This is a genomic window from Pontimicrobium sp. IMCC45349, from assembly GCF_047219225.1.
GTDB lineage: Bacteria > Bacteroidota > Bacteroidia > Flavobacteriales > Flavobacteriaceae > IMCC45349.
The window spans coordinates 3,136,106-3,149,911 of record NZ_CP178208.1; the positions used below are offsets into that span (position 1 = coordinate 3,136,106).

12 protein-coding genes are annotated in these 13,806 nt (G+C 31.3%); 7 read left to right on the forward strand and 5 right to left on the reverse strand.

Going from position 1 to position 13,806, the window contains the following annotated elements:
- Nucleotides 1-159 precede the first annotated feature (159 nt).
- The 4 genes from ACLII3_RS14460 (at nt 160) to ACLII3_RS14475 (ending at nt 4,510) form a co-directional block, all read left to right on the forward strand.
- Nucleotides 160-1,242 (forward strand): sensor histidine kinase, encoded by a 1,083-nt coding sequence (locus ACLII3_RS14460; protein WP_412985022.1) that lies wholly within the window; start codon nt 160-162, stop codon nt 1,240-1,242.
- A complete protein-coding gene (locus ACLII3_RS14465; RefSeq protein ID WP_412985024.1) occupies nt 1,229-1,951 on the forward strand; it encodes a LytR/AlgR family response regulator transcription factor in 723 nt (240 codons plus the stop codon). The genes ACLII3_RS14460 and ACLII3_RS14465 overlap by 14 nt, the downstream gene beginning before the upstream one ends.
- A 117-nt stretch (nt 1,952-2,068) precedes the next feature.
- On the forward strand, nt 2,069-2,692 hold the full coding sequence (locus ACLII3_RS14470; RefSeq protein ID WP_412985026.1) for a hypothetical protein: 624 nt from the start codon (nt 2,069-2,071) through the stop codon (nt 2,690-2,692).
- Nucleotides 2,693-4,510 (forward strand): CocE/NonD family hydrolase, encoded by a 1,818-nt coding sequence (locus ACLII3_RS14475; RefSeq protein WP_412985028.1) that lies wholly within the window; start codon nt 2,693-2,695, stop codon nt 4,508-4,510. It abuts the gene before it with no gap.
- Between the two features lie 99 nt (nt 4,511-4,609).
- Here the strand turns inward: ACLII3_RS14475 and ACLII3_RS14480 are convergent, their stop codons facing one another.
- Together ACLII3_RS14480 and ACLII3_RS14485 are read right to left on the reverse strand one after the other, a co-directional pair.
- Nucleotides 4,610-5,293: a LytR/AlgR family response regulator transcription factor gene (locus ACLII3_RS14480; protein ID WP_412985030.1), complete on the reverse strand. Its 684-nt coding sequence runs from the start codon at nt 5,291-5,293 to the stop codon at nt 4,610-4,612.
- 11 nt (nt 5,294-5,304) lie between these two features.
- Nucleotides 5,305-6,300, reverse strand: coding sequence for a sensor histidine kinase (locus tag ACLII3_RS14485; protein ID WP_412985032.1), 996 nt, complete (start codon nt 6,298-6,300; stop codon nt 5,305-5,307).
- A gap of 185 nt (nt 6,301-6,485) precedes the next feature.
- On the opposite strand from ACLII3_RS14485, the gene ACLII3_RS14490 reads away from it, so the two are divergent.
- Together ACLII3_RS14490 and ACLII3_RS14495 are read left to right on the forward strand one after the other, a co-directional pair.
- A complete protein-coding gene (locus ACLII3_RS14490) occupies nt 6,486-8,477 on the forward strand; it encodes a serine hydrolase (RefSeq protein WP_412985034.1) in 1,992 nt (663 codons plus the stop codon).
- A gap of 8 nt (nt 8,478-8,485) precedes the next feature.
- Nucleotides 8,486-9,331 carry a hypothetical protein gene (locus tag ACLII3_RS14495; RefSeq protein ID WP_412985036.1) on the forward strand — a complete coding sequence of 282 codons (846 nt, stop codon included), beginning with the start codon at nt 8,486-8,488 and terminating at the stop codon, nt 9,329-9,331.
- A gap of 36 nt (nt 9,332-9,367) precedes the next feature.
- On the opposite strand, the gene ACLII3_RS14500 is transcribed toward ACLII3_RS14495, so the two are convergent.
- From ACLII3_RS14500 to ACLII3_RS14510, 3 genes are all read right to left on the reverse strand, one after another.
- On the reverse strand, nt 9,368-11,110 hold the full coding sequence (locus ACLII3_RS14500) for a S41 family peptidase (protein ID WP_412985038.1): 1,743 nt from the start codon (nt 11,108-11,110) through the stop codon (nt 9,368-9,370).
- A gap of 136 nt (nt 11,111-11,246) precedes the next feature.
- Nucleotides 11,247-11,942, reverse strand: coding sequence for a LytR/AlgR family response regulator transcription factor (locus tag ACLII3_RS14505; RefSeq protein WP_412985040.1), 696 nt, complete (start codon nt 11,940-11,942; stop codon nt 11,247-11,249).
- Complete coding sequence (locus tag ACLII3_RS14510; RefSeq protein ID WP_412985042.1) at nt 11,939-12,727, reverse strand: sensor histidine kinase; 789 nt, start codon at nt 12,725-12,727, stop codon at nt 11,939-11,941. The genes ACLII3_RS14505 and ACLII3_RS14510 overlap by 4 nt, the downstream gene beginning before the upstream one ends.
- A gap of 208 nt (nt 12,728-12,935) precedes the next feature.
- Here ACLII3_RS14510 and ACLII3_RS14515 point away from each other — a divergent pair, with 208 nt between their 5' ends.
- Nucleotides 12,936-13,805 (forward strand): ABC transporter ATP-binding protein, encoded by an 870-nt coding sequence (locus tag ACLII3_RS14515; RefSeq protein ID WP_412985044.1) that lies wholly within the window; start codon nt 12,936-12,938, stop codon nt 13,803-13,805.
- Nucleotide 13,806 lies beyond the last annotated feature (1 nt).

Sequence of the window (13,806 nt, forward strand, 5' to 3'; positions counted from 1 at the left end):
AAATTTGATTGTCAACCTTCTCAAATTACTATTGAAGTTTTATACTCAAATATTATAGACATAATTAGCAAACACATAACACTCATACCTTATTTCTTACGTTGATGTACTTTTACTTTCTGTATTAAAAAGGAATGTTTTTCTTTGTAGTTGATGAATGTGAAAGTAAATACATTATTAGCAAAAAAAACTTCTAATCTTTATTGGTTATGCCAATTGTTAGGTTGGGGATTCGTTTCTATTTATTGGGCATATACGGTTTACACAAGGGATAGTTACAGTGTGTTTTATACATTTTTGAATTATGTATTAGATATTGCTATTGGAATTTTTCTAACACATTGTTACAGATTATTTGCTTTAAAGAATAAATGGAATGATTTGTCTATAAAACAACTACTTCGTAGAGTAATCCCTAGTGTTGTTGTTTTAGCAATTTTATATGTATTATTAAATAATCTAAAGTGGTATTTTTTCTGGACTGAAATTATGGTTCAAGAAAGAGATTTTTGGAAAGCAATCTTGTTTTGGGATCCTATTTTATTGACAGGCTTACGTTTAATGTCTATCTGGATTCTGGCCTATCATTTATATCATTATTACCTAAAAGAGGTTGCCACAGCTAAAGAAAATGCCCAACTGTCTATTCTAACCAAACAGATTCAGTTAGATAATCTATCTGCTCAATTGAATCCACATTTCTTATTTAATTCTCTGAATTCAATCAAATCATTGGTAGAAGAAAACCCGAGCAAAGCGAGAAGAGCAATTGATTTATTATCGGATTTATTACGATCCTCTTTATATGAAAAAGACGAAGATTTAATTTCAATTAAGGATGAACTAGCATTGGTGAATGATTATGTAGAACTGGAAAAATTACGTTTTGAAGAGCGTTTATCATTAAACATCACTTTAGATGAAAGTCTAAAGCAATATAAGATTCCAACCTTAAGCATTCAATTATTAGTTGAAAATGCCATCAAACATGGAATTGATAAATTGATAAAAGGAGGAACTGTTTCTTTGGAGATTACAACATCAAAGAATAAAGTGATCATAAAAGTTCAGAATCCTGGGAAGTTGACATCAAATACATCTAAAGGCGTTGGACTTAAAAACTTAAAAGAGCGTCTAACGTTACAATATAAAACTGAAGCATCTTTTCATTTAAAAGAAATAGCTGGTAATACTGTAGAAGCTCAAATAATTTTACCTTTAGAAACCAATGAAGACATTTAAAACCATTATCGTAGATGATGAGCGCTTGGCTCGAGAAGAGGTAAAACGTGCTTTAAAACCACATAAAGAATTTCATGTTGTTGGTGAAGCATCAAATGTTGATGAAGCAATTCAGATTATTGAAAGTGAACAACCAGATATTATCTTCTTGGACATACATATGCCAGAAAAATCTGGTTTTGATTTGTTGGAAGAATTAGGAACAGTTCCAGAAGTTGTTTTTACCACAGCTTATGATCAATATGCGGTAAAAGCTTTTGAATTAAATGCCTTAGATTATTTAGTAAAACCTTTACGTGAAGAACGTTTTGCTAAAACCATAGAAAAAGTTAAACAAGAACTGATAAAGAAAAGCATAGCTACTCCAGAAGTTTTGCCAATGCATCGTAAGATTTTTATTAAAGATGGAGAAAATTGCCATTTTATTCCATTATCAGAGGTTCGTTTTATAGAATCTTTAGAGAATTATGCACGCTTGTATTTTGGAGATCAAAAAGCAATGATTAAACGTTCGTTGAATCTTTTGGAGGAAAAATTAGATCCTACAGTATTCTTTAGAGCCAATAGAAGTCAGATAATCAACATACAGTATATTCAAGAAATTCTCCCTCACTTTAATAATAGACTACAAATTAAATTAACATCAGGTGAAACTATTGATGTTTCTAGTCGTCAGTCAGTTAAGTTTAAAAATTGGAATAGTCTGTAAACATAAATATTGTCATTTATTTACGTTTAACAATGTTTTAGAACGCTCCTGTACTTTTTGTTTTTATTGACAATAAACCGCCTTTAATTTGTCTCATAAATCATTAAAACTATTATTATGAAAATTATTACAGTTCTAAATTACTCAACTAAATTCGTGTTGATATTAGCATTATCATTTTTAGCATCTTGCAAATTTAACCCAGAAAAAATAAGTACTCCAAAACCAGTATTATCGGATTATAGTGTAGGTGAAAAGTGGGTATGGAAATACAAAGGTGTTTCTGGAGAAGGTGAAGTTCGCTCTGAAGGAATTGATACAAAAACTATCGTTAACTTTAAAGGAGAATTAGGTTTGACTTCTGGTAATGATACCATCCTAGTATCTGATATTGTAAAACCAAAAAAAAGTAAAACCCCACGTTTCTTATGGCCTTTAGAAGTTGGGAAAAAATGGAAGTATGAAACTGAGTTTACAAGTGCAGATGGATCTAATACAGGAATATATAGTCAAGATGCTGAAGTTGTTTCCTATAAAAAAGTAACCGTTGAAGCAGGAACATTTATGGCTTATACTATTGAGTTTAAAGGAGGAATTACAACTTCAAAAGGTGTTTTTTCTAAAACAGATGATGTTATTGTATATGCTCCAGAAATAAAGAATTTTATAATGATGACTCAAGATCAAGATGGATTTTCTTATACAGAAGAATTAATTGAGTATTCAAATAAGAATAACTAAATGAAAGCAGTACGAAGATTTAAAAACTTGTTATTGCTACTCTCAGTGGTACTATGTTCCTGTCAGTTTATAATAGAACCAGAACAACAACAAAAACCAAGAGTAGTCAATAAAGAAGGTAAACAATATTTGGTTCAAGATTCACTACTTATTACCACTAGAGATGGTGCAAAAATATCAGCCATTGTTGTTAGAAATAATACAGTAAAGGAACCACAGCCAGCTATACTATTCCATACAATCTATACACGTAAAGATGATATCAAAAGAGCTTATGAAGCTGCAGATAAAGGCTATATTGGAGTTATCTCTTATACAAGAGGTAAAAACCTAAGTCCTGATGAAATTACGCCTTATGAACATGAAGGTACTGATGTTTATGATGTTATCGATTGGATTACAGAACAAGGATGGAGTAACGATGAAGTTGGTATGTATGGTGGAAGTTATGTAGGATTTGTACAATGGGCTTCTATGAAAGATAAAGTACACTCAGCTTTGAAAACAATAGTCCCTTCTGTTGCTGCAGCTCCTGGTATTGCAGAGCCTATGGAAAACGGAGTGTATTTTAACTTTCATTATCCATGGTGGCATTATGTAACAAATAACAAAACTTTGGATACAGTTTCATATTCTAATGGAAAACGCTGGAATGATTTGAATTTCGATTTTTATAATAAAGGTATCGCCTATAATAAATTAGATAGTTTAGATGGTACTCCTAACCCTGGATTCAATCAAAAATTAAAGCATCCAACATTTGATGACTATTGGAAAAACATGACTTTGTATAAAGACGATTTTTCTAAGATCAATATTCCTGTTTTAAGTACAACAGGTTATTATGATGGCGGACAATTTGGATCGATGTATTATTTAAAGTCGCATTATCAGTTTAATAAAAATGCTGAGCATTACCTGATTATTGGACCGTATTCACATTTTGGAGCGCAAGAGCTTCCAGAAAAGAATATTTTGGGCTACACAATAGATCCAGTTGCACAGATAAATATTAAAGACATCATCTTTGATTGGTTTGATTATATTTTTAAAGACGCTGATAAACCAGCAATATTAAAAGATAAAATCAATTATCAAGTAATGGGAGCTAATACATGGAAACATGCGCCATCATTAGATAAAATTGCTACTGATTCGTTAAGATTTTATTTTAATAAGCAACGTTCTGGTGTTGCTTTTAAATCTACTTACAATACAGGAAACTTAGGAGTTAATGAACATTTTAGTTTGTCTAATAATCCTGATTCAAACTCTTATTTAGAGCAAAAGATTGATTTTGCAGATCGCAGTCAATTCTCTTGGAATTTAAGTGGAGATAGAAACATTGTCACAGAAACATTAACTGTGGGAGAAGGATTTTCTTTTACAACCGAACCTTTTGAAGAAGACGTTGAACTAAGTGGTTCTGTAAGTGGTGTATTAAATGTTTCGATCAATAAAAAAGATTTTGATTGCAATGTTTTAATCTATGAACAAACAGCAGATGGTAAATTCTTTAGTCTAACAATTCCTTTTACAACTAGAGCTAGCATATCTATAGATATTGAAAAAAGAATGTTGTTGACTCCAAATAAAAAAACATCAATTCCTATTAATAATTTTAGAATGACCAGTAGAAAAATTAAAAAAGGAAGTAGAATTGTTGTGATGTTAAACGGAATTAAACACCCTTTTAATCAAATTAACTATGGCACAGGAAAAGATGTAAGTGAAGAAAGCATTAAAGATGCTAAAGAACCTTTGGAAATTAAATGGTATACAGATAGTTATATTTCTTTACCTATAAATAAATATTGATTTTAAATTCCATCAGTAAAGTTTAATCTTATAATCAGCATTTTGAAGTATAATGTTCGGACATTTATTTCATTTTGCTGATTTTTTATATTTAGCAATTTATAATTCTTCTAGTTTTTGATTCACTAAGACACGATACGTCGCACTCACAGGGACTTGAGTACTATCAATAGATACATAAGATTTTGTGGCTTTTGTGACGCGCTCTAGATTGGTAATATAGGATTTGTGGGTCCGTTGAAAATTTTCAGATAATACTGTCGTAATATTTGTTAATGTTTCAGTTATCAAATACATTCTTTCATCGGTAAAAATCTTTAAATAGTTACCAAAACTCTGAATGTACAGGATAGATTCAAACGGAATATTAACAGGGAGTCCATCGTGTTTGATTTGAAGTTCTTTATTACTGTTAGTGTTTTTTGTGATTATTTTGGAAGTAGAGACTTTGTTGATTGCTTTTAAAAAGCGTTCAATTTTTATGGGTTTTAATAAATAATCCACAACGCCATAATTATAACTTTCTAAAGCATACTCTGAATATGCAGTAGTTAAAATTACTTTTGGAGGATTCACCATAGAACGCAATACTTCCATACCATTTAACTCAGGCATTTCAATATCTAAGAATATGAGATCTAACTCCTCTTGTTGGATAAAATTGATAAATTCCAACGGATTTCCAGTACTAATGACTAACTCAAAATTGTCAATTTTAGAGCAATAGTCTTCTAACACTTTACGCGCTAGTAATTCATCATCTATAATTCCAATTTTAATCATTCTTCTTCAAATTATTTTATATCTACAAGGCTTATGGTTAAATTCACTTTGTATGTATCTTCCAAGTTAGCAATATCTAAAACATGAGCGTTTGGATAGAGTAAATTTAAACGTCTTTTTACATTTTCTAGTCCCAATCCTTCACGCTTAGCAATAGGAGTTACATTGGGTTTTGAATTTACAGCACAAAAATGAAGACTATTATGTTCAATAGTCACAGAAATATCAATAGTACTTTGCTGATTGGTGCTCTGTGCACCATGTTTAATTGCATTTTCAACAAAAGGAATTAATAGCATAGGTGCTATTTTTAGCTCTTTGATATCACCTTTGATCACAAATTCAATATGGCAACGATTACTCAATCGTTTTTCTTCAAGCAACAAATAATTTTCAATAAATTCAATTTCTTCCTTTAGTAACACCTTATCTTTTTTAGAACTTTCTAATTGATAACGCATCAGTTCTGATAACTGCATCACCAAATCAGGAGTTTCAGGAGACGATTGTCTAGAAAGTGCGTAAATACTATTTAGAGAGTTAAATAAGAAATGTGGATTCACTTGTTCTTTTAAATATTTTAGCTCCATCTCTTTCTGTAATTTTTCCTTTTCTTCATTTTCTCTTTTAAACAGTAGATTTCTTCTTAAAAAAAAGGCAGCCATTCCTGAACCTGTTGTATACAATAAGAAAAATGAAATCTTGTAAACAGATGTCCAACTTTTGCCATAGGCTTTGATAGAGGAAGCAACAAAAATCGTAGCTAATAATAGTAAAATATAAGGGACGTATTTTTTTTTATCTAAGAAATAAGGAATGAAAATAAAGTGGTTCATCCAAATAACTCCCATGATATATACCGTATATGTAATACCCGACATATAGAACGAATAAGTCGTTTCGAACTTGTCAAGTATAACTAAATTGCTCATTATTTCTAGGATAGCCACTAATATAAAGGCTCCTATATTAATGCGTAATATGTTCTTTAAAGAGGTTTTAGCCATAGATCGTTTCACTAGTTATAGGTTAAAGGTACTACCTACAACTTCAAAAACCATAATTTCTTGATAAAATAGAGATATCAATGATGAAATGAGTTGGTCATTTAATTCTATAGTTCATCCTGTTTAAAATTTTTGCTTGAAATCAACTTCTATATTTACATCTCATTTAATCAAAATCGAACATTATGAAAATTAATTTAGGTCAATTATTACTGGTGTTTCTTATTGCAACTAGTGGTTTTGCTCAAAATAATGGCGGACAAAACATTGGGGCCAAAGTTGAAGGATCTGCTTTAGAGTTGCGTCAAATTCAAGTAATCCCAATAAAAGATTCTAAAACAGAAAGACACTATGAACTTTATATAAAATTGCCTAAAGCGTATTCGAAGAACCCGAATAAAAGGTATCCCGTGCTTTATTATACAGATGCGATGTGGCATCTTGAAATGTTGTCTGGGGCAACAGAATACATGTTGGAAGACATTATTCTTGTGGGAATTTCTTGGCAATTAGATATAGATGAAGATCTAAAAAAAGAAAGAGGAGATCATGTAAGTCGTTTTCGTGATTACTCTATGAGTAAACACAAGGATCCAAAAACTCAAAAGAAATATCAATTTGGTGAAGCCCAGAATCATCTTAATTTTATTCGTAATGATGTTATTACATATGTAGACCATACTTACCGAACAAACCCAAACAGTCGTACCTATTTTGGATATTCTATGAGTGGAGAATTTGGCGCATATATACTAATGACTCAGCCAGATACTTTTAATAATTATATTATTGGTAGTCCAACAATTAAAAATGAAGTTGAATATTTAGCTGAACTTAATACAAAGTTTGGAGCATACAAAGCTTCCAATAAAAACTCGAGCCTCAAAGCCAATGTTTATATTTCATATGGTTCATTAGAAGATGAGACAGTGACTAAGCCTATTGATGCATTTGTTAAAATGTTAAATGACAGAAGAGATGATGGATTAGCCGTATTTAAAGAAGTGATTGAAGGGAACCATGGAACGGCTTTCCCTACAACAGCAGTTCATAGTGTTGATTGGTTAGCATCATTGATGACTCATGTTTCAAAAGATAATTATAAGGTACCATTTTGGGAGATTCCTCATCTCAATAAACCATTTATCAGTACAACACCTGAAGATAGAAAAGACGGAATATTAGTTGACACATTAGCAGTTAGTGCCAATAATCGAAATGCAATACTAAGTCTTTCTCAAGAGATTTTTGAAGGCCAATATGGACACTATGATGCGCTGCTTATTTCCCACAAAGACAAATTGGTATTTGAATCTTATTATAAAAAAGGACGCATTAATTTGCAACATGGTCAGGCTTCTGCAACTAAAGGATATACTAGTCTTATTGTTGGAAGAGCGATTCAATTAGGTTATTTAACGATGGAAGATTTAGACAAACCCATAGTACACTTTTTAAAAGATTTAGATCCTTCAAAGTTTGTTGATGGCTCAGAAAAAATCACACTTCATAAAGCATTAACAATGCAAGGTGGACTTACGATTGATCGTGAAAAATGGAAAGAAATAGAAAAAGACACATTGAGAATAAAAGGTCAAGGTTTGGTGCAAAACTTATTAGAACAAAGCGCTCCTATAACGGACGAGTCTCAAAAATATTTATACGGTAATTTCAATCCAATGTTGGTTATGACTGTAATTGATGCTGTGGTACCTGGAGGAGCAGAACATTTTATTAAAAACGAAGTACTTGACAAGTTGGAAATTAGCAATTATCAATGGTCAACGAACCCAAATGGGTTACCTCAAGCAGGTTATATGACGAGAATGACTTCACGTGATATGCTAAAATGGGGAAGTTTGGTTCTTCATGATGGAAAATTAAATGATAAACCATTTATATCTGAATCTTATTTAAAAAAGGCGACTTCTGGTATGGTTAATCCAACAGAAGACTGGATCCCTGAAGATTATCGCTATGGCTATTTTTGGTACCAAACTAATGCTAAGGTTGGAAACAAAACGTATAAAACTTCATTTGCTTGGGGAGGCGGCGGACAACGTGTAATAGTTGTTGAAGCATTGGACTTAACTATTATAATTTCTGGTCATGACAGTGAGGATGATAAAATTATGAAACCCATTTTTGAAATTGTTATACCTGCTTTTACTAAATAATATAAAATATGAAAACTAATTATACACTTTTAACTTTATTGACAGCCCTTCTTATTACAAGCTGTAATTCAAAAGATCCTTTAACTTATTTAGGACAAGAGCCACCAGGTTTAGTTCCGGAGTTATTTGCTCCAGAGCTAATTAAAAATGAATTTAGAGAAGCTGCTGCTGCCTTTTCACCTGATGCTAAAGAATTTTATTTTAGAAGAAGAGGAGGGAAGTATAAAAAGAATGCTCTGTTTGTTATTAAAAACATAGAAAATCAATGGGTAGAATCTGAAGTAACTCCTTATCCAGGAGAACCTTTTGTTACACCAGATGGTAAGACATTATTCTTAGGAAGAAAATATAGGGAATTGACACCTTCTGGTTGGGGAGAAGTAAAAGATACAAAGTCCTTATTGGATAATAAAGACATGGGAATTATGCGATTAACCGCATCTGCTAATGGCACCTATGTTTTTGACGATTATAAAAGTGATGATGTTCTCCGTATGTCTAGAATCAAGAACGGTAAACGTGAAGCCCCTAAATTATTGCCAAAGCACATCAATTCAGGAAAATGGACAGCGCACCCATTTATTGCTGCAGATGAATCGTATTTAATCTGGGATAGTGAAAGAGCCGAAGGTCATGGTGATAATGATTTATATATCAGTTTTAAACAAGAAGATGATTCTTGGGGAAATGCTATTAATTTAGGCGATAAGATAAATACTGAACATGCTGAAGCTTATGGAAGTATTTCTCCAGATGGTAAATATTTCTTCTTTCATAGATCTTATGGAGGCGATAACGCTGATATTTATTGGGTAGATGCTAAGGTGATTATGGATTTAAGAGTGAAGCAGTAGTCTGCTTACTCTTAACTCTTATTTAAATTTTTGAATCTAATTTTGTTGACTAATAAGCTCAAAAGCATAGTCTTTAACAGTATCTACTTTATTTAAATAATCATCAATGCTTTGAATAATTTCATAGTCTGGTAAAATCCCTTTTTCGTCTGGAAGATTTGTGTCTGCTAATTTTGATGTTGTATTAGCAACGTAGTACACTAGCTTCGTATTGGTAAGTCTTAATACAGTTTGTCCAGCAGTACAAAGTTGGTTAGAACCCAATTCTTCACCTATGATAGTACCGAGATTCATTTCTTTTGCTAACGCCATAAAATGACCTGTTGTAGATTTTCCTTGTCCATCAATTAAGAAGAAGACATTGCCATTGAATTTATCTTCGAAAGGTTGTTGCATACCATGACCCTTTGAATTATCCGTTTTTGAAAAATAAGCAAATTGTTGTTTAGCAAGGTGTTTTAAAAGATAAATACTCGATTCAGCAGAACCACCACCATTAAAACGTACATCTATAATTAGATTTTTAACTTGTTTTTCTTTGATACTACTGAAGGTTTCATCTACAAATTCTTGAAACTCATCAAGGTTATTCCATGGATAATAATTAAATGAAGAGATAGTCATAATAGCAGTATTTTTATCTTCTTTTATTTCTAAGCATAAATCTTTACCACAATATGGAATAGAGTTGTTCATATAAGGTGCTTTTATATTATTTGTACTATTTAATTGAATTGGCGTTGGTTTTCCTTCAATTGTTACCGAATAGCTTTCGGGGAAATTAAGCGCATAAGGTACTATGATAGTTGACCACATATTAAACTCTTGACGTTTTGAGCTGTCTACATGACCTTGCGATTGTAAATGCTTAAAAGCGTCAGCAACAAGTTGTGAAATAGGAATAGTATTAATAGCTGTAATTTCATCTTTAATTGCTACTTTTTTACTATTAGTATAGGTGTCAACAACATATAATTTATCTTTTATAAGTCTTGTTTGTAATGGAAAAATCATATATTCTGGTAACATGTCTTTTTCAAAATAAAAGCTACCTAATGATGTATGAGAACAATTAGTATTAGCAATGATTTCACTACAGTGCCATGCAAATTCTGCAAAAGTTGTATGGTTGGTTATAAGTGATTTTTTAGTTTCAATGGTTTCCCAAAAATCTTGCTCTGAAATAAATTTTAGAGCATTTGGATTCACCTCTAATAAACGTTCTCCTAATTGCTGAAAATCATTAATGTAGTCTTCTTTGGTATAAACTTTTGCAAACTTCTCTTTAGGTGTAATAGATTTTATATGTGGATGTTTTATACGCTCAATTTGATCTTCTGCATTGAAATTATCAGGATTCAATTTTAAAGATATTTCATAATTTTTTAAGGATAATACAGAGTCACCTACAGCTAAGTAAGCTTCACCTAAACTATCATAAGGGTTTGAGGAATTAGGAAATTCATCTACAATCAATTTAAAAATTTCTAAAGCGTCGTTTAATTTATTGTTCCAAAGATGTTTATAACCATACATGGTCATTTCGTCTTCGTTTTCAAAATTGTAAGCCTCTGGATTTTCCTTTTTCAGTTTGCGATACAATGCTATACGTTCTGAAATAGGTAAATGCTCTTGTTCTTGTAAAGTTTGTGCTATAGATTTTTTTATCGTATTTACAGTAGTTGAAACTGCCTGTTGTATTTGCGATTCAGTCGTTTTATGAGAATTACATGCAACACATATAAATAATAGAAAGAAGTAATACCTTATGTTCATCATATGTTTTTATGCTAAAACTATGTTTTTAGAACATAATAGGTGTCAAAAAAGTGTCAAAAGACTGTCAATTTATGTAAAAGAGCCTAAAATGTTCTTTTGATTCCTAAAAAGGATAGAAGCATTAAATAGGAATCAATTACATAAGAAGTTTATTCACATTGTTTTTATAAACTTTACCAATTGGAATTTTAAAATCTTTAATCAAAATTCTATTGCCTTCAATTTCATTGATATGTGTTTTTGCTATTAGAAATGATTTATGCACTTGAAAAAACGCATCTTTTGGAAGTAAACTAAGGATATCTGATATTTTGTCTCGAACTTGGATTTCAGAATTTGAGGTAACTACATTCACATAGTTACCAATAGCTTCAACAAAAAGAATATCAGCTAGTTTCACTTGTATGCGTTTTTTATTCGATTTTAAAAATAAGCTTTGCTCTTCCTTTTTGATATTAGACGTCGTTACTTCACTTTTTTGTGACTTGACTTCAATTTTATTGATGGCTTTTATAAAACGTTCAAAACTAAAAGGCTTTAGTAAATAGTCTACAATATTAAGCTCGTAACCTTCTAAAGCGTGCTCTTGATAGGCTGTAGTGACAATAACATGTGGTGGATTTTGTAAGGTTTTTAAAAAATCAAATCCCTTTAGCTTGGGCATGTTTAGGTCCAAGAAAATTAAATCCACTTTATGGTTACGTAAGTATTCCATAGCTTCAATAGCATCATAACAGTGGCCTACAAAGGAAAGGTTTGGTAAAGCATCACAATACCCTTTGATGATATCATGTGCGATATGTTCATCATCTATTATTAAATACTTCATCATAACTTAAGAGTTAATGTCGCGTTATATATATCATTTTCAATAGAATTTGAAAATTCGTGTTTTTTAGGATAAACCAATTCTAATCTACGTGTTAAATTCTCTAGTCCTATGCCTTTATCACTTTGAGTTTCTACATCAAAATTGTTCTCAATCTTTAAGACAACTTCATTTTTTTTAGAAACAAGAGAAAGATGTACAAATGCATCTTTTCTTAAAACTTCTACACCATGCTTAAACGCATTTTCTACCAATATAATAAAAAGTAAGGGCATCAATTTTAAATTTTCATCTTCAACATCGATATCAAATTGTATATCAATTGTTTTATGATAGCGCATTTTATGAAGCTCAATATAGTTTTGGATAAAGTCAATTTCCTGTTGTAAAGTCACATGATCTTTTTGGCCTTCATAGATGCTATAGCGCATCATATCGGATAGTTTTAAAATCAGTTTTTTTGCCTTGTTACTGTCTTTATCAACCAATCCGTATAAGTTGTTCAGCATATTGAAGAAGAAATGCGGATTTACTTGAGATTGTAAATGCATCAATTCGGTTTTTGTTTTTTCATTTTTCAGCTTAACTATAGCTTTTATGTTCACAAATAACCAATGTGCAACGGTAATAATTATTGCAATGAAATATAAAAGAAGGAATTCAACAAACCCTTCTTTTTTACCTAAAGTGTCATTGAAAATCACAATGATAAACCCAATGACCACAAGCGCAATTCTAAAATTACGCATGGTAAATATTCCTTTTTTATGTCGAATTTTAAGATTCATAAAGCAATAATAATTAATTATAATCCTGCGTACAAATAAGTTGATAAACGCCTTTTATCTGTATGCGAACGTCTTTAAAAGTGTATTAAACCTACTTTATCACACTTCAATGTATTTATGTGCTGGCTTAAAGTACATACATCCCACTTTTTATAAAAACTAAGACTTCTCTAGTACGTTTGCTTCATCAATCATAAAACGAATAGTTATGCAACTCATTATTGATAATTTAAGTAAAACCTATGACAATGGCGTTAAGGCACTTCAAAATGTGTCTTTAGAAATACCTAAAGGCATGTTTGGTTTATTAGGACCTAATGGCGCAGGAAAATCTACTTTAATGCGTACCATTGCAACACTCCAAGATGCAGATCAAGGCACTATTGTATTAGATGGTTTAAATGTGCAAAGTAATAAGTACGCCATAAGAAAAGTGCTAGGTTACTTGCCACAACAATTTGGAGTCTATCCAAAAATGTCTGCCGAAGTTTTGTTAAACCATCTCGCGGTTCTAAAAGGTATTACCTCTAAAACAGAACGTCATGAAATCGTAACATCATTATTACACAAAACCAACTTATATGAAGTAAGAAAGCAAAATTTAGGAGGCTTTTCAGGAGGCATGAAACAACGTTTTGGAATTGCTCAAGCCTTATTGAATAATCCAACTTTATTGATTGTTGATGAACCAACTGCTGGATTAGATCCAAAGGAGCGCAACCGTTTCTATAATCTTTTAAGTGAAATTGCTGAGGACACCATCGTTATTTTCTCAACGCATATAGTAGAAGATATTAAAGAGCTATGTAACAATATGGCCATTATTAATAAAGGTCAAGTAGTGTTAAAAGGTAAGCCTTTAGAGTTAATAGACGCATTGAAAGGAAAGGTTTATCAAAAAAATATTCTACGCACAGAACTAGATTATTACAAGAGCGAATATAAGGTGATTAATGATAAGTTATTCCTAGGAAAACCAATTATCCAAGTGTATAATGAAACTCCTTTAGGTGATGGATTTGTACCTGTTGAAGCTGGTTTAGAAGATGTCTATTTCTCGCAAATTAACGAATACTAAA

What these genes read in the sequence shown, in the direction of transcription:
- ACLII3_RS14465 (WP_412985024.1), top strand. Translation starts at nt 1,229, where the DNA reads ATGAAGACATTTAAAACCATTATCGTAGATGATGAGCGCTTGGCTCGA.
- ACLII3_RS14470 (WP_412985026.1), top strand. Translation starts at nt 2,069, where the DNA reads ATGAAAATTATTACAGTTCTAAATTACTCAACTAAATTCGTGTTGATA.
- ACLII3_RS14475 (WP_412985028.1), top strand. Translation starts at nt 2,693, where the DNA reads ATGAAAGCAGTACGAAGATTTAAAAACTTGTTATTGCTACTCTCAGTG.
- ACLII3_RS14480 (WP_412985030.1), bottom strand. Translation starts at nt 5,293, where the DNA reads ATGATTAAAATTGGAATTATAGATGATGAATTACTAGCGCGTAAAGTG.
- ACLII3_RS14485 (WP_412985032.1), bottom strand. Translation starts at nt 6,300, where the DNA reads ATGGCTAAAACCTCTTTAAAGAACATATTACGCATTAATATAGGAGCC.
- ACLII3_RS14490 (WP_412985034.1), top strand. Translation starts at nt 6,486, where the DNA reads ATGAAAATTAATTTAGGTCAATTATTACTGGTGTTTCTTATTGCAACT.
- ACLII3_RS14495 (WP_412985036.1), top strand. Translation starts at nt 8,486, where the DNA reads ATGAAAACTAATTATACACTTTTAACTTTATTGACAGCCCTTCTTATT.
- ACLII3_RS14500 (WP_412985038.1), bottom strand. Translation starts at nt 11,110, where the DNA reads ATGATGAACATAAGGTATTACTTCTTTCTATTATTTATATGTGTTGCA.
- ACLII3_RS14505 (WP_412985040.1), bottom strand. Translation starts at nt 11,942, where the DNA reads ATGATGAAGTATTTAATAATAGATGATGAACATATCGCACATGATATC.
- ACLII3_RS14510 (WP_412985042.1), bottom strand. Translation starts at nt 12,727, where the DNA reads ATGAATCTTAAAATTCGACATAAAAAAGGAATATTTACCATGCGTAAT.
- ACLII3_RS14515 (WP_412985044.1), top strand. Translation starts at nt 12,936, where the DNA reads ATGCAACTCATTATTGATAATTTAAGTAAAACCTATGACAATGGCGTT.